Annotated in this window: 22 protein-coding genes and 1 tRNA gene; 6 read left to right on the top strand and 17 right to left on the bottom strand. The window is 54.1% G+C overall.

Annotated features, from left to right (window positions below; all coding sequences use genetic code 11):
• Window positions 1-54 precede the first annotated feature (54 nt).
• From CHH28_RS03475 to yrfG, 4 genes are all read right to left on the bottom strand, one after another.
• Window positions 55-1,593, bottom strand: coding sequence for a phosphoenolpyruvate carboxykinase (locus CHH28_RS03475; RefSeq protein ID WP_094058999.1), 1,539 nt, complete (start codon window positions 1,591-1,593; stop codon window positions 55-57).
• A gap of 368 nt (window positions 1,594-1,961) precedes the next feature.
• On the bottom strand, window positions 1,962-2,807 hold the full coding sequence (hslO, locus tag CHH28_RS03470) for an Hsp33 family molecular chaperone HslO (RefSeq protein WP_094058998.1): 846 nt from the start codon (window positions 2,805-2,807) through the stop codon (window positions 1,962-1,964).
• Window positions 2,808-2,809: 2 nt separating this feature from the next.
• Window positions 2,810-3,208: a ribosome-associated heat shock protein Hsp15 gene (gene hslR, locus CHH28_RS03465; protein ID WP_094058997.1), complete on the bottom strand. Its 399-nt coding sequence runs from the start codon at window positions 3,206-3,208 to the stop codon at window positions 2,810-2,812.
• A gap of 44 nt (window positions 3,209-3,252) precedes the next feature.
• On the bottom strand, window positions 3,253-3,912 hold the full coding sequence (yrfG, locus tag CHH28_RS03460; protein WP_094058996.1) for a GMP/IMP nucleotidase: 660 nt from the start codon (window positions 3,910-3,912) through the stop codon (window positions 3,253-3,255).
• A 45-nt stretch (window positions 3,913-3,957) separates the two neighbouring features.
• Here yrfG and nudE point away from each other — a divergent pair, with 45 nt between their 5' ends.
• Complete coding sequence (gene nudE, locus CHH28_RS03455) at window positions 3,958-4,521, top strand: ADP compounds hydrolase NudE (protein WP_094058995.1); 564 nt, start codon at window positions 3,958-3,960, stop codon at window positions 4,519-4,521.
• 49 nt (window positions 4,522-4,570) lie between these two features.
• Here the strand turns inward: nudE and CHH28_RS03450 are convergent, their stop codons facing one another.
• The 4 genes from CHH28_RS03450 to CHH28_RS03435 form a co-directional block, all read right to left on the bottom strand.
• Entirely contained in the window at window positions 4,571-7,027 is a 2,457-nt protein-coding gene (locus CHH28_RS03450) for a PAS domain-containing hybrid sensor histidine kinase/response regulator (protein ID WP_199243996.1), read from the bottom strand.
• 77 nt (window positions 7,028-7,104) lie between these two features.
• Window positions 7,105-7,800: an LrgB family protein gene (locus CHH28_RS03445; RefSeq protein WP_094058993.1), complete on the bottom strand. Its 696-nt coding sequence runs from the start codon at window positions 7,798-7,800 to the stop codon at window positions 7,105-7,107.
• Window positions 7,793-8,128: a CidA/LrgA family protein gene (locus tag CHH28_RS03440; RefSeq protein ID WP_094058992.1), complete on the bottom strand. Its 336-nt coding sequence runs from the start codon at window positions 8,126-8,128 to the stop codon at window positions 7,793-7,795. The genes CHH28_RS03445 and CHH28_RS03440 overlap by 8 nt, the downstream gene beginning before the upstream one ends.
• Window positions 8,129-8,148: 20 nt before the next feature.
• Window positions 8,149-8,233, bottom strand: a tRNA-Leu gene (locus tag CHH28_RS03435).
• Window positions 8,234-8,363: 130 nt separating this feature from the next.
• On the opposite strand from CHH28_RS03435, the gene CHH28_RS03430 reads away from it, so the two are divergent.
• From CHH28_RS03430 to CHH28_RS03415, 4 genes are all read left to right on the top strand, one after another.
• Window positions 8,364-9,383 (top strand): AI-2E family transporter, encoded by a 1,020-nt coding sequence (locus tag CHH28_RS03430; RefSeq protein ID WP_094058991.1) that lies wholly within the window; start codon window positions 8,364-8,366, stop codon window positions 9,381-9,383.
• Window positions 9,384-9,453: 70 nt separating this feature from the next.
• Window positions 9,454-10,161 carry a response regulator gene (locus tag CHH28_RS03425; RefSeq protein ID WP_233243732.1) on the top strand — a complete coding sequence of 236 codons (708 nt, stop codon included), beginning with the start codon at window positions 9,454-9,456 and terminating at the stop codon, window positions 10,159-10,161.
• 2 nt (window positions 10,162-10,163) lie between these two features.
• The gene (locus CHH28_RS03420; protein ID WP_094058990.1) at window positions 10,164-11,504 is read left to right on the top strand and encodes an ATP-binding protein; all 1,341 of its coding nucleotides are present in this window, start codon (window positions 10,164-10,166) and stop codon (window positions 11,502-11,504) included.
• A 138-nt stretch (window positions 11,505-11,642) separates the two neighbouring features.
• Window positions 11,643-12,905 (top strand): malic enzyme-like NAD(P)-binding protein, encoded by a 1,263-nt coding sequence (locus CHH28_RS03415; RefSeq protein WP_094058989.1) that lies wholly within the window; start codon window positions 11,643-11,645, stop codon window positions 12,903-12,905.
• Window positions 12,906-12,930: 25 nt separating this feature from the next.
• Here the strand turns inward: CHH28_RS03415 and CHH28_RS03410 are convergent, their stop codons facing one another.
• From CHH28_RS03410 to CHH28_RS03380, 7 genes are all read right to left on the bottom strand, one after another.
• Window positions 12,931-14,112 (bottom strand): glutathionylspermidine synthase family protein, encoded by a 1,182-nt coding sequence (locus CHH28_RS03410; RefSeq protein ID WP_094058988.1) that lies wholly within the window; start codon window positions 14,110-14,112, stop codon window positions 12,931-12,933.
• Window positions 14,112-14,729 (bottom strand): DUF1190 domain-containing protein, encoded by a 618-nt coding sequence (locus CHH28_RS03405; protein WP_094058987.1) that lies wholly within the window; start codon window positions 14,727-14,729, stop codon window positions 14,112-14,114. Before CHH28_RS03405 ends, CHH28_RS03410 begins: the two co-directional genes overlap by 1 nt.
• 12 nt (window positions 14,730-14,741) lie before the next feature.
• Window positions 14,742-15,143: a DUF350 domain-containing protein gene (locus CHH28_RS03400; RefSeq protein WP_094058986.1), complete on the bottom strand. Its 402-nt coding sequence runs from the start codon at window positions 15,141-15,143 to the stop codon at window positions 14,742-14,744.
• Between the two features lie 26 nt (window positions 15,144-15,169).
• Window positions 15,170-15,808, bottom strand: a complete 639-nt coding sequence (locus tag CHH28_RS03395; RefSeq protein WP_094058985.1) for a YjfK family protein — start codon at window positions 15,806-15,808, stop codon at window positions 15,170-15,172.
• Window positions 15,809-15,816: 8 nt separating this feature from the next.
• Window positions 15,817-16,842, bottom strand: a complete 1,026-nt coding sequence (locus CHH28_RS03390) for a potassium channel protein (protein ID WP_094058984.1) — start codon at window positions 16,840-16,842, stop codon at window positions 15,817-15,819.
• 70 nt (window positions 16,843-16,912) lie between these two features.
• Window positions 16,913-17,608: a PspA/IM30 family protein gene (locus CHH28_RS03385; RefSeq protein WP_094058983.1), complete on the bottom strand. Its 696-nt coding sequence runs from the start codon at window positions 17,606-17,608 to the stop codon at window positions 16,913-16,915.
• 1 nt (window position 17,609) lies between these two features.
• A complete protein-coding gene (locus tag CHH28_RS03380) occupies window positions 17,610-18,008 on the bottom strand; it encodes a DUF2170 family protein (protein WP_094058982.1) in 399 nt (132 codons plus the stop codon).
• Window positions 18,009-18,141: 133 nt separating this feature from the next.
• Between CHH28_RS03380 and CHH28_RS03375 the strand changes: the two genes are divergently transcribed.
• Window positions 18,142-18,426 carry a DUF6471 domain-containing protein gene (locus tag CHH28_RS03375; RefSeq protein WP_094058981.1) on the top strand — a complete coding sequence of 95 codons (285 nt, stop codon included), beginning with the start codon at window positions 18,142-18,144 and terminating at the stop codon, window positions 18,424-18,426.
• Here the strand turns inward: CHH28_RS03375 and CHH28_RS03370 are convergent.
• Entirely contained in the window at window positions 18,423-19,169 is a 747-nt protein-coding gene (locus CHH28_RS03370; RefSeq protein ID WP_157729750.1) for a substrate-binding periplasmic protein, read from the bottom strand. The two genes, CHH28_RS03375 and CHH28_RS03370, sit on opposite strands and share 4 nt — an antisense overlap.
• 79 nt (window positions 19,170-19,248) lie before the next feature.
• The gene (gene typA / locus CHH28_RS03365; protein ID WP_094058979.1) at window positions 19,249-21,057 is read right to left on the bottom strand and encodes a translational GTPase TypA; all 1,809 of its coding nucleotides are present in this window, start codon (window positions 21,055-21,057) and stop codon (window positions 19,249-19,251) included.
• Window positions 21,058-21,233: the final 176 nt, after the last annotated feature.

Genomic DNA, 21,233 nt, shown 5'->3' with positions numbered 1-21,233 from the left:
TTGGCGCATAAAAAAGGCCGTCAGTGACGGCCTTTTTTTGTTTCAGCTGAGCAGTTAGTCCAGCTGCGGTGCGGCGGCCAGAATGGCTTCCGACACATCGTACTTTTTAAAGTTTTCAACGAACTGAGCCGCCAGGTTTTTGGCTGCTTCCGTCCAGGCTGCTTCGTCGCCCCAGGCTGCGATTGGGTTCAGCAGCTGGCTTTCAACACCGTCAATCGCGGTTGGCACATTGAGGCCAAATACCGGCAGGGTTTCGGTGTCGGCATCACGCAAAGCACCGCTCTGAATGGCACTGATCACGGCACGGGTCGTAGGGATCGAGAAACGCTCACCGCCAGCACCATTAGCTCCGCCAGTCCAACCAGTGTTCACCAGATATACCTGGGAGTCGAATTCGGTGACGCGCTTCATCAGCAGCTCTGCGTATTCGCCGGCAGGGCGTGGGAAGAAAGGTGCACCAAAGCAGGTAGAGAAGGTCGATTTCAGACCTTTAGAGCCCCCCATTTCTGTTGAGCCAACCAGCGCGGTGTAGCCAGACAGGAAGTGGTAAGCGGCCTGCTCTTTGCTGAGGATAGACACAGGTGGCAGAACACCGGTCATATCACAGGTCAGGAAGATCACCGCTTTCGGCTCGCCACCTTTGTTTTCCGCGACACGCTTTTCAACGTGCTCCAGCGGGTAAGCACAGCGACCGTTTTCGGTCAGGCTGGTGTCGGCGTAGTCGGCGATACGAGTTTCTTCGTTGATCACCACGTTTTCAACAATGGCGCCAAACTTGATGGCGTCCCAAATGATGGGCTCGTTTTTCTTCGACAGATCGATGGTCTTGGCGTAGCAGCCACCTTCGATATTAAACACGGTACCTTTGCCCCAGCCGTGCTCGTCATCACCAATCAAATAGCGCTCAGGGTCGGCAGACAGGGTGGTTTTGCCGGTACCAGACAAGCCGAAGAACAGACAGGTATCGCCTTCTTCACCGACGTTGGCCGAGCAGTGCATTGGCAATACGTCTTTTTCTGGCAGCAGGAAGTTCTGTACCGAGAACATGGCTTTTTTCATTTCACCGGCGTAGCGCATGCCCGCCAACAGTACTTTGCGTTGAGCAAAGTTAATGATCACACAGCCATCTGAGTTGGTGCCGTCACGCTCAGGCACACATTCGAAACCAGCAACGTTCAGGATTTGCCATTCCGCTTTGTCAGAAGGGTTGTAGCTGTCTGGGCGGATAAACAGGTTACGACCAAACAGGTTCTGCCAGGCAGTCTGGGTGGTCATTTTAACCGGCAAGTAGTGCTGTGGATCCGATCCTACGTGCACATGTGATACGAAACTGTCTTGTTGTGACAGAAACTCTTCCACTCGCTCCCACAGCGCGTCGAACTTGTCGGCGTCGAATGGACGATTGATGTTGCCCCAATCGATGGCGTCTTTGCTGCTCGGCTCGGATACGATAAAGCGATCCATGGGAGAACGGCCGGTGCGTTGACCGGTGGTCACGACCAGGGCGCCAGTGCTTTGCAGCTTGCCTTCGCCGCGTTGCAAGGCCTGTTCTATCAGTAGAGGAGAAGATAAGTCAGTGTAAACAGTGGTCATATCGGTGCCCGATGGGTCCTCGCTGTTATCGTGCGGGGGAGAGCCGCCGCATCAGTCTGTTTTACCTATCGCCCTGAGGGTGTATGGGCGTTTGAGGCGCGCGATTATGCCAGAAAATGACCAGCAGGATAAGTGTTGGGCTAGTTCTGTCTGGTTTAGCAGGCGGTTGAAAACTGACTTACGTGGCGATAACGGCGTTGACCGTCAGCTCGCAGAGCTCATTTCTGGCCATATAAACTGCGCGTTTTCGTGGCCGTTTGCTTGGTTCGAAGTGACTTAGAATCGTTCTCAACAAGCCCGCTTACTACTTGGGTTGTTCATACCGGCCGCTTCCTACGGCCGATAAAACGGGATGGGAGTCGTGTCGATCAGTGCTGCTGACGTTCGGGGAACAACTGCTCAACATCGTGCTGCTCAAAGCGGTACAGCTGTTGGCAAAATTCGCAGTTGATGGCGATGTTGCCCTGCTCTGCAATGATGCCTTGCAGCTCTTCATAGCCCAGCTGATGCAAGGCGTTGGCAATGCGTTCTTGGCTGCAGGTGCATAGAAAGGACAGTGCTGAAGCCGGATATACGCGCACGTCTTCCTCATGGTACAGGCGATGCAGCAGTTGCTCTGAGGCTAACTGCAGCAATTCTTCTTCCTTGATGGTGCTGGCCAGATGGGTCAGTCGATCCCAGGCGTCCGGGTCTTCTTCTTTCGCGGCGGGCATTTTTTGCAGCATAAAGCCGGCGGCGCTATGGCCATCACACATCAACCAGAAGCGGCTGCCAAGCTGCTCGGATTGTTCAAAATAATCACTCAGCGCTTGGCCGATATGATTGCCTTCGATGGCAGTGATGCCCTGGTAGCGCTGGCCTTGCTCCGGCTCGATGGTGATCACCAGTTGGCCGTTGGCAAAGTCCAACTCATCGTCGCCCAGCTGCTCGTCGTAGCGGGCAATGGCGCGCAACTGGCCTTGCTCGTTGGTCTCGGCTTGCAACAACGACACGCTGCCAGTGAGGCGAACTTGTAAGGTCAGGCGACCAGCAAACTTCAGACTGCCGCTCATTAACGCGGTGGCGGCCATTAGCTCACCCACGGCGCGGGCAATCACAGCAGGGTACTGATGGCGCGCCAGCACTTCGCGGTAGCTGTCGTTTAAGTGGGCGATTTCGCCGCGAATGTTGGTGCCATCAAAGCTGAAGCGTTGAAGCTGGTCGGCGCTGCTCATAATCAGTATTCCTGTTTGCTTTCAAAGCGGCGCATATCGCGACGCTCTTTTTTGTTCGGTTTATGATCGGGAATGAGGCTGGAGGCACGCATGATCTTGCGGCGCTCGCTGTCATCCATGCGACGTTTGATGCTGGCCGGCGTTTCTGAGTACAACAGCTGTGCTTGTGGCGCACCGCGGCGCTGGTCGGAGACGGCTTCGACCACCACCTCTTTTTCATCAAAGCCTTGGCGAATGGTTAGGGTGGCGCCCTGTTCAACCATCTTGCTGACCTTGCAGCGCTGACCGTCATAATGGACTTTGCCGCCCTCGATCGCATTTTTGGCCAAGGCGCGGGTTTTAAAGAAACGGGCCGCCCACAGCCATTTGTCCAGCCGGACTTTGTCTTGTTGCTCGCTCATGTGTACTCACTTGCTTGCTCACTCCCCTGCATAGTGGGGGCGGCTCAGCCAATATCCAACTCGTTAAAGTGATCAATGCCAGGAAAGCGACTATCACGATTGGGCGCTTGCTGGCTGTCTGGGTGGTAAATGGTGAGCAAATAGCGAATGCCCCAGCGGGCGGCGGATTCTAACACAGCCTGGCTGTCGTCAATGAGCAGAGTGCGCTCGCGATCAAACGGCTCTTCGCGTTGCAGATGCTGCCAGAAAGCCTGACTTTCTTTGGGCTCACGATAATCATGGGAGCTGATAATACGGTCGACCAGCTGGTCGAGGCCGGTTTGCTCCAGCTTCAGTGCCAAGCCAGCACGATGGGCGTTGGTGGCGATGACGATGCGCTTACTATGCTGGCGCAGCAATGCCAGAAAGTCTTCCACATGGGGGCGAAAGCCAATCTTATGCTGCAGGTCGCGCTTCATGGCGATGATGTCGAGGCCGGTCAGCTCGGACCAATAATCCAGACAATACCAATTGAGGGTGCCACGCAGGCTGGTAAAGCTCTTGTTCAGCTCGGTGAGAGCCGCTTCCGTGCTGAGGCCGTGATGCTCGGCATAGCGCTGCGGCAAATGCTGCAGCCAGAAATAGTTGTCGAAATGCAAATCGAGCAAGGTGCCGTCCATATCCAGCAGCACGGTGTCGATTTGTTGCCAATCTGAGGCCTTCATGGGGTTATACTCAAGCGCATTTGCACCATTGTAAACGGGCCTGGTATGGATAAAAAACCTCAGATTCTTGCGCGTCATCGCTTGGCAGAGACGCGCTTGTTTCGCATCGAGTCGATGGACATTCGTTTCAGCAATGGCGTTGAGCGCACCTATGAACGGTTGGTGCCGGGCGGCTCTGGCGCGGTGATGATGGTAGCCATGTTTGATGACGACCGCTTTGCCATGATTCGCGAATACGGCGGTGGCGTGGAAGATTACACCCTGACCTTGCCTAAGGGTGCCATCGACTTAGGTGAAAGCATGCGTGATGCCTGCTTGCGTGAGCTGCAGGAAGAAATTGGCTACGGCGCGCGCGAGTTTATTCACCTGAAAAAAGTCAGCCTGTCGCCCAGTTACATGAGCGGGGGCATCGATTTGGTGCTGGTGCGTGATCTGTATGAATCCAAGCTTGAAGGTGACGAGCCTGAGCCATTGGAGCTGGTGGAGTGGCGTTTGAGTGAGTTGCCCGAGCTATTCGCGCGCGATGACTGCAATGAAGGTCGTGTGCTGGCGGCGCTGTCGCTAGTGCAACAGTATTTGGCAGGGCGCTACCCCGGCGACCCGTTGTAATAAAGCTGGAGTGGTTACTGCGGTTAGAGTGGTTGCAGTTCGAACTGAATTATTCGTCAACGCGCAATGACGGCGCCACTTTGGCAATAGCGTCCGCCAAACGATCGGGTTTGATCGGTTTGGCGACAAAACCGTTCATACCGGCGGCTAAGCAGCGCTCCTGATCCTCCATCATGGCGTTGGCGGTCAGAGCCAGAATGGGCACCAAGCTGCGCGGTGCGCCCAAATCGCGGATTCTTTCGGTGGCTTCGATGCCATCGACCACTGGCATATTGATGTCCATCAGCACCAAATCAAAATGGCGCTGGCGCAATGCGTTGATGGCGATGTCGCCATTTTCTGCCACCTCTGCGTCAAAGCCAAGTTTCTCCAGAATTTTTAAGGTGATCTTCTGGTTAACCGGGTTGTCTTCTGCCAGTAATACCTGACCTTTAAAACGCAACGCTTGTGCTTTGCGCGGCTCGCTCGGGGCCACGACATTGCGTGCATCGCCGACGGTCAGCGGAATCGATAAACAAAACTTGCTGCCTTCGCCGGGCTTGGATTCAACCAAGATGTCGCCTTGCATGGCCACGGCCAGACGACGGCTGATGGTCAATCCCAGGCCAGTGCCTCCGTAACGTCGGCTGGTGCTGCTGTCGGCTTGACGAAAGGCGGAAAAGACGTGCTCCAGCTTATCTTCGGCGATGCCGATGCCGGTATCCGTGACTGACATCTTCACCTGATAGCGCGTCTCGGACAGTACTGCGGCGCTGACTTCTATATGGATCTGCCCGGTTTCGGTGAACTTGATGGCGTTACTGATCAGGTTGGTGAGCACCTGGCGAATGCGCTGCATATCGCCGCGCCAGCAAGCGGGTAGCTCGGCCTGATAGACACTGGTGAGGGCCAGCTCTTTGCGCCGAGCGCTGTCACTGAACAGCTGATAGAGGTCCTGGATCAGATCGTGCAAGTTAAAATCATTAAACTCGATTTCCAGGTTGCCCGATTCGATTTTCGACAAGTCCAGAATGTCGTTGATGATGCTGATCAGTGAGTGCGAGGACTTGGTGATGATATCCAGGTAACCGGCCTGCTCAGCATCCAGTGTGGATTCCTGCAACAGCTCGGCCGCACCCAGTACGCCGTTCATCGGGGTGCGAATTTCGTGACTCATATTGGCCAAAAAGATGGTTTTGCTGCGGTTGGCCGCCTCGGCTTCTTGCAGCGCTTCGCGGATTTTTTCATTGGCGTCGGTGAGTGCCTGCTGTTGTGCGGTGCGCACTGTAATGTCGACGCCGGCCAATAGGAAGTCGTCGTCATTGGGGTTGTCGCCTTCAACGCGGGTGATGCGCCAACTGATCAGAAAGCTCTTACCATTGGCAGCGATGATGGGGTATTCGAGATCTTCGTTGGGCGGCTCGCCGGCCACCATCTGCTGCCACTGTTGCCGCATGCGCTCGGCATGGCTGCGCGGCAATAACGAGAACAGCGGTCGGCCGAGCACTTGCTCATCTGGCAGCTCCAACAGGTGACGAATTTGATCGTTGATGCGCAGCACCACACCCGCAGGGTCGCAAATGACCAGCAGGGTTTGCATGGCGTTAAAGTAGGTGGTCAAGCGCTGTTGCTCGATCAACAACTTACGTTCCGAGTGCGAGCGTTGGCTGATGTCGTCACCGTTGAGCAGTAAATACCGACGACCGGCGTGTTTTACCGGCCGTGCATTGAGGCTCCAAACCTTGTGCTCGCCATGGTCATTGACCAGCTGACAATCAAATTGGATTACCTGCTGCTGGCTCAGAGCGCGTTGCAAGCACTGTTGCACACGCTGCTCACAGGCTTGGTGCAGATACGCTTCAAAACGCTTGCCATCGATGGCGCCGTATAGCTCCTTAAAGCGCGGGCTGGCATCCAGAATGTAGTGGCTTTCGGTGAGCTGCAGGGCAATGCCAGACATGTGCTGCCAGCCCATGCTGTGCTGCAAGTCGGCTCGATGCAGTCGTTGAGTTAGAGGCTGCACTAAGCGGCGAAAGACGGCAAACAAGACCAGCAGCAGAGCAATGCAGACCACCAGCACAGAAATGCCCATGGTTACCAAGCCGGTGTAGAGGTCCATCATCGGTCGATAAATGACCACGACCGCATCGGGCAATACCGCCGATGTGCGATACAAGTAGAGGTCGCCGTCAATGCGGCGATAGCCTTGCTCTGGGTTGCCGCTTTGCAGCACTTGCCGCGCCGTCTGCAAGTTAAGTGACTGACTGTTGCCGACCCAAACGCGTACTTTGTCGTTATCGCTGCGCACTAACTGAACGCGGTAACCCTGGTTGGTGAGGGCTTGCAATAACGTTGCCGGAGGGGCCTGCTGGCGGCGGGCGTAGTTACCCAGCTCCTCCGACCACAAGGCCATGCTTTGGTACTCTTGTTGGATTTGCTGGTTGAGCATCAGCATCACGATCAGGATCGAAATGCTGGTGGCGCTCAATAATGCCAACAGCCACAACTGTGACAATCGCCGCCTCATGCCTTCCCTCATTGCAGCCGATGAAATGAGTCACTAACACAAGAGGACTCGCCACTGTTTACCATAGTGGGAATTGGTTAAATCAGCCACGGCAGAAGTGATGGCAACAACAGGGCGTGCAAGGTGGCCGTGAGGGTCATCGCCAGCGCGGCGTAGGCAGCCTGCTGCTGGCCAAGCTCCAGCGCTCGGCTGGTGCCAATGGCGTGAGCGCAAATACCCAGCGTTAGGCCCACGGTATGCGGCTGGTCGCGGCGCGCGAGTTTGAGCAGCGGCGGCGCCATCAGGCCACCAAGAATGCCGGTGACAATGACAAAGGCGGACGCCATCGCCGCCAGGCCACCTACTTGCTCGCTTACTGCCACTGCCACGGGCGTGGTGATGGTTTTGGTGGCGATGGTGCGGCTTAGAGGAATGTCACCAATCCACCAATAGGTCAAAGCGACGGCCACAGCAATGGTGGTGGCGCTGCCACAAGCGATGGCCAAAGCAATGCGACGCCAGTGACGGCGCATGGTGTGCAAATACTGATACAGCGGCACCGCCAGCATGACAATCACCGGCCCTAGCATCACATGCAGCAGCGAACCGCCTTGCATATACGTGGAGTAAGGTGTTCCCGTGATGAGCAATACTCCGACGAGCAAGGTGACGCTGGACAAAATCGGTGGCAGCCAGGGGCTGTTACCGCTGAGGCGGTAAATCTGCTGGCCGCCAACAAAGGCAGCAATGGTCATGCTGGCCCAGAACAATGGCAATTGCAGCAGCTCAGTCATGCAGTTTGCCTTTGCCCATGATCCAGCCACAGACCAAGATGCCAGGTATTAGACTGATGATCAGAATTGCCAGCAACGTCGGCCCGTATTCGGCGATGATGTCGCCTTGGGTGACAATGCCAGTGCTAACGGGAATCAGAAATAACGGCAACAGTGGCGACAGTGTGGCAGTGGTGTGTTGCAGCACCGCAGGCGTCTTGCCAAGCACGATGAGTACAGCCAGCAAAATCAGCATGCCTAAAATGGCAGCCGGAACAGGCAATGCAAACAAGAAATTTAACAGATGTCCGGCGATCAGACAGGCCAGCAGTATCAGCAATCCTGGCATGATTGACTCCGGCAAAAGAATGGTGCGGAAGGAGAGACTCGAACTCTCACGCCGTGAAGCACTGGAACCTAAATCCAGCGTGTCTACCAATTCCACCACTTCCGCAGATAGGCGGCGCATAGTAACGACAGTTGCCAGCAAACTCAAGCCTATGGGCATAAAAATCCAGCTTGGGCCGTGACTGTGTAGGCGGCTAGTGTATGGTTAGTGTTTTTTATCAGCGGAGAGCCCATACATGGCGTCGGAAGAATCACGCTTTGCCAATCATCTGGTGTTGACGGCCGCGGCGGCGGTGATTGTGATTGCTGGTATCAAAAGCGCGGCGACGGTTCTCGTACCTTTTTTACTGTCGGTATTTATCGCTGTGATGACGGCGCCGTTAATGGCTTGGCTGACACGTCACCGGGTGCCTAGCGTGCTGGCAGTGTTGTTGCTGATGGGCGCCATTGTGGTAATTGGTATGGGGCTGGCGACTTTTGTGGGCGGCACCATCAACTCGTTTTATCAGGACATGCCTATCTACGAGCAAAAACTCAACGCGCTGATGCAGCAAGGCATTGTCAGCCTGCGTGGGCTGGGCGTTGAGGTGGCCGATGACTTAATCAAGGAATACGTCGACCCGGCGGTGGTGATGAAAACCGTGGCGTCGGTGTTCAACGGCTTGGGCGGAGTGCTGGCCAACACCTTTTTAATCCTGTTTACCGTGGTGTTTATCTTGTTAGAGGCCTCGGGCTTTCCCGATAAGGTAAAGCGCGCATTTGGCGAGCAAACCTTGGCGTTCGCTCATTTCGCACGCTTTAGCCAGTCGGTGCAGCAGTATCTCGCCATCAAAACTCTGGTCAGCTTGGGTACTGGTGTCAGCATTGGTGTGGCGCTGTCGTTGCTGGGGGTGGATTACGCACCGTTGTGGGGGCTGGTCGCGTTCTTGCTGAATTACATCCCTAACATTGGCTCCATCATTGCCGCCGTGCCTGCGGTACTGATCGCGCTGATTCAGCTGGGCTTTGGTTCTGCATTGATTACAGCCGCAATTTTTGTCGCCGCCAATACGCTGTTTGGTAATGTGGTTGAGCCACGTTTGATGGGCCGCACTCTGGGCCTGTCGACCCTGGTGGTGTTTGTCTCCTTGGTGTTTTGGGGCTGGGTGCTGGGGCCGGTGGGTATGTTGCTGTCGATCCCATTGACCATGGTGGTGAAAATTGCTTTTGAAACTCGGCCGCAAACTCGTTGGATTGCCACCTTGCTGGACCACTAAACCCGACGTAATGAAGGGTAAAAACTCTGCGCTAAGGCGTCCGTACCATTACACTGCGAAGCACTGAATCATGGCCAAAAAACATCCGATGAACCGAATTCTGCTGATTGATGATGACGTTGAACTGAGCGAGCTGCTGCAAGAGTACCTCGCTATGGAAGGGTTTGAACTCAGCGCACGCCACGATGGTGAAGCTGGGCTGCAAGCAGCGCTGTCAGGCGAGCATGATCTGGTGTTGTTGGACGTCATGCTGCCGAAAATGAACGGCTTTGAAGTGCTTAAAGCGCTGCGTGAGCAATCGTCCTTGCCGGTCATCATGCTGACGGCGCGCGGCGAAAGTGTCGATCGGGTGTTAGGCCTAGAGCACGGCGCTGACGACTATATCGCCAAGCCGTACCATCACCACGAGCTAGTGGCGCGCATTAAAGCCTTGTTCCGCCGTATCGATTTCAGTGCCGAAGAATCCTCCAGCCATAATCCGTATCAGGTGGGCGAGCTGTTGCTCGACCCATCGACACGCGAAGTGACGTTGGCACAGGAGCGCATATCGCTCACTGGCGCCGAATTTGGCGTGTTGCAGTGCCTGATGGAAAACACCGGCGAGTTGGTCGACAAAGATACCCTGTCGCTGGCGGCTTTGGGGCGCCCGCTGATGGCTTACGATCGTTCCATCGATATGCACGTCAGTAACTTGCGCAAGAAACTCGGCAAGCGCGAAGATGAAACCGACTGGATCAAAACCGTTCGCAGCCGTGGTTACATGCTGATTCAGGTATAAGAGTGCGCGCCTTTCGCTGGTACCGCTCGCTGTTCTTCAAAGTATTCTTCTGGTTCTGGTCGGTTATTTTTTTAGCCATGCTGGCGGCGGTAGTCACCAGCGACTGGATTGGAGAAGACTACTTTCGCCAAGCTACGCCCACCGAACAGATGCATTTGATTCGTCTGCTCGAGCGCAGCCCTCCCATCGTTGCTGAAAATCGTAAGCTGTGGCGCAAACTACGCCCTGGCTGGAATCTGGTGGCGGTGGCCAGTGATCGTGCCTATCAGCTACCTCACGATGTCGAAGAGTTTGTGGACGTTGCCGCTGAGTCTGGCCGCATTCTATGGGGCCAAGACGACGACTGGCTGATGATCGGCCCGGTGGCTCGCGGCGAATACTTGTACATCGCCATCAAGCGTCAGCAATGGGGTAGCTTCTTGGAAGATGAGCAGCGCTGGATGGTGCCCATTGCCGTGATCGCGGTGGTGACCCTGTTGTGCTTCACCTTGGTGTGGAGTCTGACGCAACCGATTCGGCGTTTGCAGCGCACCGCTCGCCAGCTGGGCCAAGGTAATTTTGATGTGTCGGGCCTGCGAATGGATGAGTTGCGGCGTGATGAAATCGGCGCGTTGTCTGGCGAAGTCGTCGATATGGCGGCGTCGCTGCAGCGTTTGTTGCAAAGTCACCAGCAGTTGCTGCGCGATGTTTCGCATGAGTTGCGCTCACCACTGACGCGGCTGCAAATCGCGCTGGGCATCGCGCGCAAGAAAGACCAGCACAATGCTTTAGCCGCTGAGCACGATCGCATCGAACGCGCGGTGGCTCAGGTGGACGGTTTGGTGGGCCAGATTTTGGATCTGGCCAGGCTGCAGCAACAGGACAGTCGCGCCTTGCTGTTGGAGCAGGATGATGTCGATCATCGCCTCGATGACTGGCTCAGTGACGCCGCTATTGAAATCGACGACAAACAATTACGCCTACAACGCCAAAAAAATCCGGTACCCTTGTCGGCAGAATGGGACTGGGTGCTAATCGAACGAGCGTTCGATAATATTTTGCGCAATGCCATTCGCTTTGCTCCCGAAGGCAGCGACTTGTTCGTTGCGCTGAGAGGTGAAGCTGACTGGGTGGACTTGGTCGTGGCCGATCAAGGCCCGGGCGTTCCGGAAGACGAATTGCAGCGTATCTTTGACCCCTTCACCCAAGTCGACAGCGCCCGAGACCATGCCAGTGGGGGCTACGGCATAGGCTTGGCCTTGGTGAAACGTATTGTTGAATTACACGACGGAATGATACGGGCAGAGAACCGATCACCCGGCCTTCAAATCACAATTCGGTTACCTCGTAAGATAAAACACTGATCAAAGTCTAGTGATATCTCGGTTTTAGTGGAAACCGGGTTGTGTTTTTGTTATCAAGTATGCCCCCTTACGCCTCTGTGTATTGGACCAACGTAGCACAGTGGGCTTTTTTACAACGCGACAAACTGGACGAGTACCATGTCAGAAGATTTGAAGCACGCGGCTCTTGAATACCACGCCAACCCCAAGCCGGGCAAAATTAGTATTGAGCTGAGCACCCCAGCCGAAACATCACGCGATCTGTCTCTGGCTTATAGCCCAGGCGTGGCAGAGCCGGTGAAGGCGATCGCTGAAGATCCAGAAAATGCATACAAGTACACCGCCAAGGGCAACTTGGTGGCGGTGATTACCGATGGCTCGGCCATTTTGGGCCTGGGTAACCTCGGCCCACTGGCATCCAAGCCAGTGATGGAAGGCAAAAGCCTGCTGTTTAAGCGCTTTGCGGGTGTGGATTCCATCGACGTAGAAGTCGAAGCAGAAAGCCCACAAGCCTTTATCGATACCGTGCGTCGCATCGCCAACACCTATGGCGGCATTAACTTGGAAGACATCAAAGCGCCTGAGTGCTTTGAAATTGAACGCACTTTGATCGAGCAGTGCAGCATTCCAGTGTTCCACGACGATCAGCACGGTACTGCCATTGTAACCGTGGCCGGCGTACTGAACGCTCTGGAAATTCAGGACAAGAAAATCGACGACGTCAAAATGGCCGTTCTGGGCGCCGGTGCCGCTGCTATTTCCTGCACCAAGCTGCTGATCTTGGCGGGCATGAAGCCAGAAAACATCTTTATGTGTGACCGTAAAGGTGTGATTCACTCGGGTCGCGACGACCTGAACCAGTACAAGCAAGGTTTTGCCGTCGATACCGACAAGCGCACCTTTGACGACGCCATCGACGGCGCTGACATCTTCTTGGGCTTGTCAGGCCCAGACATGGTGAAAGCGGAGCAAATCCAGAAAATGGCCGAGCGTCCGATCATCTTTGCCTGCGCCAACCCGGTGCCAGAGATCATGCCGGATGTGGTCGCAGCAGCGCGTGACGATGCCATCATGGCCACTGGTCGCTCTGACTTCCCGAACCAGGTCAATAACGTGTTGGGCTTCCCATTCATTTTCCGCGGTGCATTGGACGTGCGTGCCACTCGCATCAACGAAGAAATGAAACTGGCAGCAGCGCAGGCGCTGGCTGAGCTGGCCAAAGAGCCGGTGACGCAAGAAGTGCTGACCGCTTACGGTTTGGATGAGTTGGCCTTTGGTCGCGACTACATCATTCCAAAGGCAACGGATTCACGCTTGCTGGGCAAGGTATCCTACGCGGTAGCCAAAGCTGCCATCGACTCCGGCGTTGCTGACGGTCCGATGCCAGCCAACTACCCACTGCAGTCATTGGCTGATATCTAAAAAAACCGCCTTCGGGCGGTTTTTTTTATCCCAGAATAATGTGTGGTAAAAAGCGGCTCAGATCTTGAGTGATGGGGCCGTTGTCTTCGCGAATGGAAATACCGGCGGCCTGATCGTTAATCAGCCAGCTGCCAATTAAAGTATGAAACGGCCCAAACTTGGGCAACATGTGTGCTTGCTGATAAACAAATCCTTCTTCGCCATATGGGCCTGAGGAAAACTCGGTTTCACCACGTTCAGACAGCAAACTGATGTTGGCCCCCTCGCGCGAATAAATCGGCTTTTTCACCAACGCTGTGTCGTTTGGTACCTGCTCGAGCTGATCCTCAAAGTAGGCTGGTAGCAAGTTGGGGTGGTTCGGGAACATTTGCCACAGCAGCGGCAATAACGCCTTGTTCGACAGCACTGATTTCCACGCCGGTTCCAAAAAGCGCACCCCGGAGTCGGCAATTAACGGTGCATAGGGCTCACGCACCATAAACTCCCACGGGTACAACTTAAACCACCACTCGATAATGTGATCGTCCAAGTCGGTCAGGCGGCCCTCAGCGTCGCGGCCAACGTCTTCGATAAAAACAAAACGTGTGTCGATCCCAGCTTCGCTGGCACAATCCTGTAAATATTGCACCGTACCGCGGTCTTCTGCGGTGTCTTTGCAGCAACTGACGTGCAGGATCGGGCTGGCGTCTTGCTGTCGTTGTAGCTCGAGCAGTTGGCGAAAACGCTGGACCAGCTTTTCTTGCAGACTATTAAACTGATCCGCCTGACGTGGAAGCAGACCTTTATCGGCCTGATCTTCTAGCCACAACCATTGCCAGAAACCCGTTTCATACAAACTGGTGGGAGTATCGGCGTTATTTTCATACAGTTTGGCAGGAGACTGACCGTCGTAAGCGAAATCGAGGCGCGAATAGAGGCTGGGCTCGCGCTGCAGCCAGCTGTGGCGGACAACCTCCCACTGTGATGCTGGAATGGCAAAGCGGCGCAGCAATTCCTCGTCGTTGACGACTTTGTCCACCACCTCCAAGCACATGGCGTGGATGTCTTCAGTCGGTGTCTCTAGGTCGCGTTCAATTTGCTGCAACGAAAATTGGTAATAGGCACTTTCATCCCAGTAACGCTCGCCGTACATGGTATGAAAGTGAAAACCAAATTCATGCGCGCGCTGCTGCCAATCCGGACGCTCGGCGATCGGGCGGCGAAACATCAGCCACCCCAACTGCGCGAAGAAGAACCGCCACCCCAACTGCTTTTGGCCGATGCAGTGGAGCCAAAGCCTTTACGGTTAATGGTTTTGGTGCCTTTGGGGTACACCTTTTTAACCGTGGCTTTGGGTTTGTTGGCAGATTTGGGTACCCGATAAGAGCCCTGGCCACCGCTGGCGTAGGTCAACTCCGTGCCATCGGCGAGCGTAGCGCGGCGATATTCGTTGCGAAACACCGGGCTGTAATATTTAGTGCGGTAGGCATCACCGATTTCGTCGATAATCTCGGCTACCAAAAAGCCCGTCATGGCCGGGGTGAAAAAACCCTCTGAGCTGCGCGTGCAATTGTGAAAACCAAATTGATCTTCGCAGTCTCTTTCATCCTGAAATTTTGGCGCAGTGCGCTCGGCTTCGGCCAATGCTTGCTTGTAAGCAAATTCACATTGCGCTTCGCTTAATGCTGTTTTTTCTTGGCAGTCGTCGATAGATACCACCATGGTGACTGGCTCACTGCTGGAGCAGCCAGCCAACCCAGCGCTGCCACCGACCACGGCAGCCAATGCCGCTTTGGGGTGCTTGCGCATGCGGGCAAGAACGATATTCTTGGAACGCTTGGACATAACGGTCACCCCTTAATAGCTCAGCGAGGCGGCGTTTAATAAGCCAACGGATACCGATACGGCCAGCAGTACGATGGCGGCGCTGACTTCATTGTTCTGAATGCGAGCAACGATTTTCGGCATAAAAATAAAACGTACCAACGCAAATGCAACCAGCTGCGCCAGTAAGGCAATCGCACCCCAAATCAGAAAGTCGATTAAATCCACAGAGTTGCTAATCGCCCCGGCCAGTGCAATTGCAAAACCTAAAATTGCTCCACCAAAAGCGATGGCCGCAGCGGTATTGGCCTCTTCTTTTATCAGCTGCCATTCGTCGTGCGGAGTAATGGCGGCATAAATCACTTTAAACAGCATCAGAGCAACGACAGCAATGCTGAAGTACAGGGCAAAGTTGCCGATGGCGTTAACTAACATATATCTTTTCCTATGATGGGGTTGAATTAACCGTGAACGGTCAGTTGACTGGGGGTTAAGGTAATGCCGGTGCTGATGACTAAGCAGCGAGACAAATGACCGTTTTGCTCGCGCTGTTCTTCCGCCGACAAAAATAAAGACTCAGTCATACCTTGGTGCGCCAGCGGTCGTTCAAATAACATGGTGAACTGATCGGTACTGCTGCACTCGTTCTGTTGGTCCCAGGTATTTTCCGTCATCGCCACGGGCGGGTGATAGTCGTCTAAATCGGTCCAGACACGTTGATAAACATGCTCTGCTACAGTGTATTGCGACTGGCCAATCTCTTCATTTAGCAGTGCATCCCAGCGCTGCTGAGAGGCGATATTTAACGTGTCGTAATAGTGAAACAGCTTTACGTCGACCACGTGCTGCTCGGATTGGCCACCTTGGCTTACTACCTGCAACCAAGCATCGTCATCGGTATAGAAGCGATATAACTGCGTATCGCCCATGTCGACCACCCCTGCGGCCTGAATCAGCTGTGTGGCGGCAATATTTTGTGCCGTCAGCTCGGCTGATAACAGACGCAACAACAGGCTGTCGACTTCAAAACTAAAACCCGGTCGTAAACCTAATATTTCCGGAGCACTGGGCTTTTCATCTTTTTTGAACCACTGAAACATAACAACTCCTATGCGACCGCTGGCAGCTCGATGCGATGAGCAGCAATGTAAAACAAGCTATCGCCTTGTTGGATGGGAGTGGACAACGGTGGGTTCAACACAATGTCCTGTGCTGCGGCGGGGCGCACACCAATTAACGTGGCATCCAATTGTGATTTAAATTGCTCAAACAGTGGCTGAAAATGGGTGTTTTCACCGTCGTATTGCAGGCTGTATTGCGTCATGCCGTCGGTGCTGTCCAGTAACTGCTTATGCACCTGGCTAGAGCCTGGATCTAATGTCGAACGTGCCAGCATTTCGATCGAAACAGACGGAATCACCTCCACCTTAGGGCAATGCACTTTCAGTAAGTCGGCCAGTGATTCTTGTTGCAAATACGCGGTCTTATGCGCGTCTGGATTTACATCGGCACAAAACAGTGCCGTCGTTAGCGTCACGTCGTCTGAGTCGGTATCAATAATAATGCGCTGCGCAAGATTGATGGATGTACGGGCCATGTCCTCTGGTTGGGTAAATGAGGACACGCGAACAAAATCAATTTTACCCGGCAAAGGGTTTTCGATGTCGGCGGTGGTGCACAAAACGATACGTTGTTGCTGCTTATTCTGGCGTGCCAGTAACAGTTCTATTAGCCGCAGCGTGCGTGCACCGTTCCAACCAATAATCACCGTGTGGTTGCTCAGTGTTAACATAAGGAGTCCTTTTTTACCTTTGAATACCAGCGTATGAATCAACATACCGAAACGCGTGACCACCACGGCAAACAAGCTTAACCCCAGTGGAATCACCCACAATGCGGCAAATAAGCGTCCGGCTGCGCTGGCAGGCGAATAATCGCCATAGCCGACGGTGGAGGCGGTGACCAATATCCAATAGAAGAAGGTATCGAGTACCAGCAGGTCTTGCTCACCGGCCAAATACAGGCCCAGCCAGCTGGTCATGAGATAAATAAACAAAGCGGCTACTACCGCGACACCGCTCAGTCGATAAAATAACCGAGCGGCCAATTGGCGAAGTTTGACTACCAGGGGCATTCGTAATCCCTAACGATCCAATACAGCAGTCACCCGGTGAGGGCCACCAGGTGACTTTGGGGGGCGGATATTATTCCTTATTGCCGCGAGATGCCATTAATTGAGCCAATTTATCTTTACCAGATGCACCACCGCTAATAACACCGGCTGAGCGCAATTTAGCGTCTAAATCGCTGCCGCTTTCGGCATTGGCCATTTCTTCAGCGGCTTCTAGTTCAGCTGCACGCTGAGCTTGCTTGCCTTTGATTCGCTCTAAGCTATCCAGTGCCGTTTTGACTTTATTGGTGGCACCCATGTGGCGACTGGAGACCGCCACTTGTGCTTTTTGTACCGATTCAGTCGCTTTGATCTGATCGATCTGTTGCTCCATGCGGCGAACATTGGCTTTGGCTTTGGCCATGTTGGCTTTCAGCGCACTTTCTGACTGTTGGAAACTGGCAAGAATTTCTTGCTCCTGCGTCAGTTGTGACTCCAGGTCGCTGACTTTTTCCGCACATTCCAACGCCAGGGCTTCGTTACCTTGCTCCATCGCAGTTACGGCGTGGTTGGAATAATTGTCGATATCTGCCTGCAGTGCTTGTGCTTTATTTTCTGCCAGTTTGCGCTTGGCCATGATTTTGGTCAGGCTTTGATCACCGGCTTGCAGCTCTTTTTTCGCCTCGCGAATTTCTTGATCCAAAATGCGCAAAGACTGCGAATCGACAATGGCTTCTGTGGTTTCATTTAAGCCGCCTTTTAATGCGGTCCAGATTTTTGACAGACTCATGTTACACCTCGCAAGTCAGATGATCGGCGTACAGCTCTAAAAATTCACCGACATTAATAAAGAGCGTTTCGATTTCTTCCATCAAAACACTGTCTTTGCTTTGCGTTGATAGCGCACCAAACGCAACGTAGTACTCAGCGCCATCAACCACCTTGATACCAATGCTGGTCAGCGGCTGTAGCTGATGCGTACGCAGGATCAGCTGGTTCAGAGCAGCCTCGTCGCGCACGCTGCTCAGTGGAAACAACAAAGACTCAACGATGATCTGTTGCTCGCCAGCGTAAAGGAAAGCGTCTAGCCCTTCGTCATTGCTGATGCTGAGGCAATTGTCTTCGGTTTCGATCGACCAGCTGTCGTGATCGTCGACCAGCGTTTGGATGTTGTTCAGATCCCAAGCCATATAAGCTTCCTTGGTGGCGTTCGTGACTAATAAGTCACAATTTAGTCGTATTGGTTTCAAAGTCAACAATTGTTTTATATATTGGAGACATAGTCAGCAACCGAAGGTGGCCATAGCGCCAAGTCGAGCCGTCATGAAACCGGAGCAGAGTGCCCAGAATAAGCGCAATTTGGCGCAATACCGCATGGCGATCAGCCGATTCATTCGCTCCGCCATGATTCTTAAGAACAAACGCTATGAAGACCTGGCGGCAGAACTGGAGCTGCGCGGCATTGTGCTGACCAGTGAGAATTTGCGCAGCAAGGTGAGCAAAGGCGCGTTTGCTGCAGATTTGCTGTTGGTGATCGTCGATATTCTCGACATGAACGATGAAGCATTGCTGCAGATTCAAAAGCTGCAGCGCGAACAATCCGATTAACGCAGCAGGTAGTCGTCCATCAGCTGTTCGTAACGCGTGCGAATGGCGTCGTAGTCGCCCTGGCGCTGCAGTTGCTGCAGCCCTAAGTCGAACTGATCGCGCAGTTGCGGATCACGAAAGCCGGCAAAATAACGGCTGTGGGGAAACAGCTCATAATAAATGGGTGGTTGCTGGTACACCGGGTTGGCGGGGTCTTGCTGGCGTAACTGGCTAAAGAAATAGCGGAAGATGGTCCGCTCCATGATCAATACATCTTGCTCGTTGGCGAACAGTGCGCGCACCTGCTCGATTTGGCGAGGGTACTCTTTATAGCTGGGCGAGCGCTGCACCGTCTCGGCGAACGGCTGCGGCAGTAATTGGCTGGCGAGGCTGAAAGCGCCAACGCGGTAACGCGCTAGGTCGCTGATTTGCTGCAAGGTACGCGGCTTGAGACTGATGGCGACGTTGCGCAGCGTCATAATTGGCTGGCTGCTGGTGTAGGTTTCCGGGCTGTCTTTGATGGCAATGAGAATGGCATCCGCTGCGCCGGACTGAAAGGCCGTCAGGTTCTCGCTATTGCTGCCGAACAGTACTTGCAGCTGCAAGTTTTGCAGCGTTAGCGCGGCACGCACACGCTCTAGCGCGATACCGTTTTGTGTGCCTGGAATAACATACGGAGGCATGGAGTTGCCTGCGGCGAATACCACAGAGTCGGCGGCTACAGGCGCTGACAACAGCAGCATAACTAGCGCACGCAGCATCATAAAAGCATCCTGTGTCGAGATGAATGGGCACAAAAAAGCCGGGATAAACCCGGCTTTTATCATAGCAGACGCGATGGCATCAGCCTTTTTTGGCGCGCTTACGCTCATGTTCCTTGAGGAACTTCTTGCGCAGGCGAATGCTGGTCGGTGTGACTTCTACCAGCTCATCGTCTTCGATGAAATCCAGTGCTTGTTCCAGTGTATGACGCACGAATGGGGTCAGGGTCAGTGCTTCATCGGTACCGGATGCACGCACGTTGGTGAGCTGCTTGGCTTTGGTTGGGTTAACCACCAAGTCGTTATCACGGCTGTGCAGACCGACAATCATGCCTTCGTAGACTTCAGTCTGCGGGCCGATAAACAAGCGTCCACGATCCTGCAGCGTGAACAGCGCATAAGCCAGCGCTTTACCAGCCACCATAGACACCAGCACACCGTTGTGACGCGTAGCGCCCAACGAGGCTTGGACCGGACCATAGTGATGGAAGACGTTGGTCAAAATGCCAGAACCTGAGGTCAGCGTCAGGAACAGACCACGGAAGCCAATCAAACCACGCGCTGGAGCGATGAACTCCAAACGCACACGGCCTTTGCCGTCTGGCACCATGTTGGTCATTTCGGCGCGACGGTTACCCATCTCTTCCATAATCGAGCCTTGGTGCTGCTCTTCGATATCGATTACGACCTGCTCATAGGGCTCTTGCAGCTCGCCGTCGATTTCTTTTTGCACCACTTCGGGCTTACCAATGGCCATTTCGAAACCTTCGCGACGCATGGTTTCGATCAGAACCGACAAGTGCAGCTCGCCACGGCCAGATACTTTGAACTTCTCTGGGCTGTCACCTGGCTCGACACGCAGGGCAACGTTATGGATCAGTTCTTGATCCAAGCGGTCTTTAATATTGCGCGAGGTAACGTACTTGCCTTCTTTACCTGCAAACGGCGAGTCGTTTACTTGGAAGGTCATGCTCACTGTTGGCTCATCAACGCTCAGCGGCGGCAGGGCTTCAACATTACCGACGGCACACAGGGTGTCGGAGATGTTCAGACCGTCGATGCCCGAGATACAAACGATATCACCGGCCGCTGCTTCGTCTACGTCGACGCGGTTCAGACCATGGAAGCCTTTCACCTGTTGAATACGGCCTTTGCGCACTTTGCCTTCGATGTCGATCAGCTGTACGTCGGTACCCGGCTTTAGTTTGCCACGGGTAATACGGCCAACACCGATAACGCCAACAAAGCTGTCGTAGTCGAGTGCCGATACCTGCATTTGGAACGGGCCATCCAGCTCAACTTTAGGCGCTTGCACATGGTCGATCACCATTTGGAACAGTGGCGTCATGTCATCGGCCATGTTGTCTGGGTCATCGCCAGCAATACCATTCAGAGCAGAGGCGTAGATCACTGGGAAGTCGAGCTGTTCTTCGGTCGCGCCAAGGCGGTCAAACAGATCAAAGATCTCGTCCATGACCCAATCAGGGCGTGCGCCCGGACGGTCGATTTTGTTGATTACAACGATGGGGCGCAGGCCGCGTTCGAATGCCTTTTGGGTTACGAAACGGGTTTGTGGCATGGGGCCGTCAACGGCATCCACCAACAAACACACCGAGTCGACCATCGACATCACACGTTCAACTTCACCACCAAAGTCGGCGTGCCCAGGGGTGTCGACGATGTTGATGCGGTAGTCATTCCATTTAATGGCGGTGTTTTTCGCCAAGATGGTAATGCCGCGTTCTTTTTCCTGGTCATTGGAATCCATGACCCGCTCGCCACCCTGGTTACGCTCCAGCGTGCCGGACTGTTCCAGCAGCTTGTCGACCAGTGTGGTTTTACCATGGTCAACGTGCGCGATGATGGCGATGTTTCTGAGATTGTCGATCACAACATGAGCCTTGATTAAAGTTTGAACAAAAATGAGGCGCGATTATACATGAAGCCCTGGAAAATGCGGCATGGCTTTTACGCGGCAAACTATTTAACCCGAGTATTGTGACTGTTTGGCGGATTTTGCAGATCTAGGGCACCTCTAAATTCGGTGTCCGCTCTAGGTCACCAGGG

Origin of the sequence: Bacterioplanes sanyensis (genome assembly GCF_002237535.1) — a bacterium.
Taxonomy (GTDB): Bacteria; Pseudomonadota; Gammaproteobacteria; order Pseudomonadales; family Oceanobacteraceae; genus Bacterioplanes; species Bacterioplanes sanyensis_A.
This window is presented reverse-complemented; position numbering and strand designations above follow the sequence as displayed.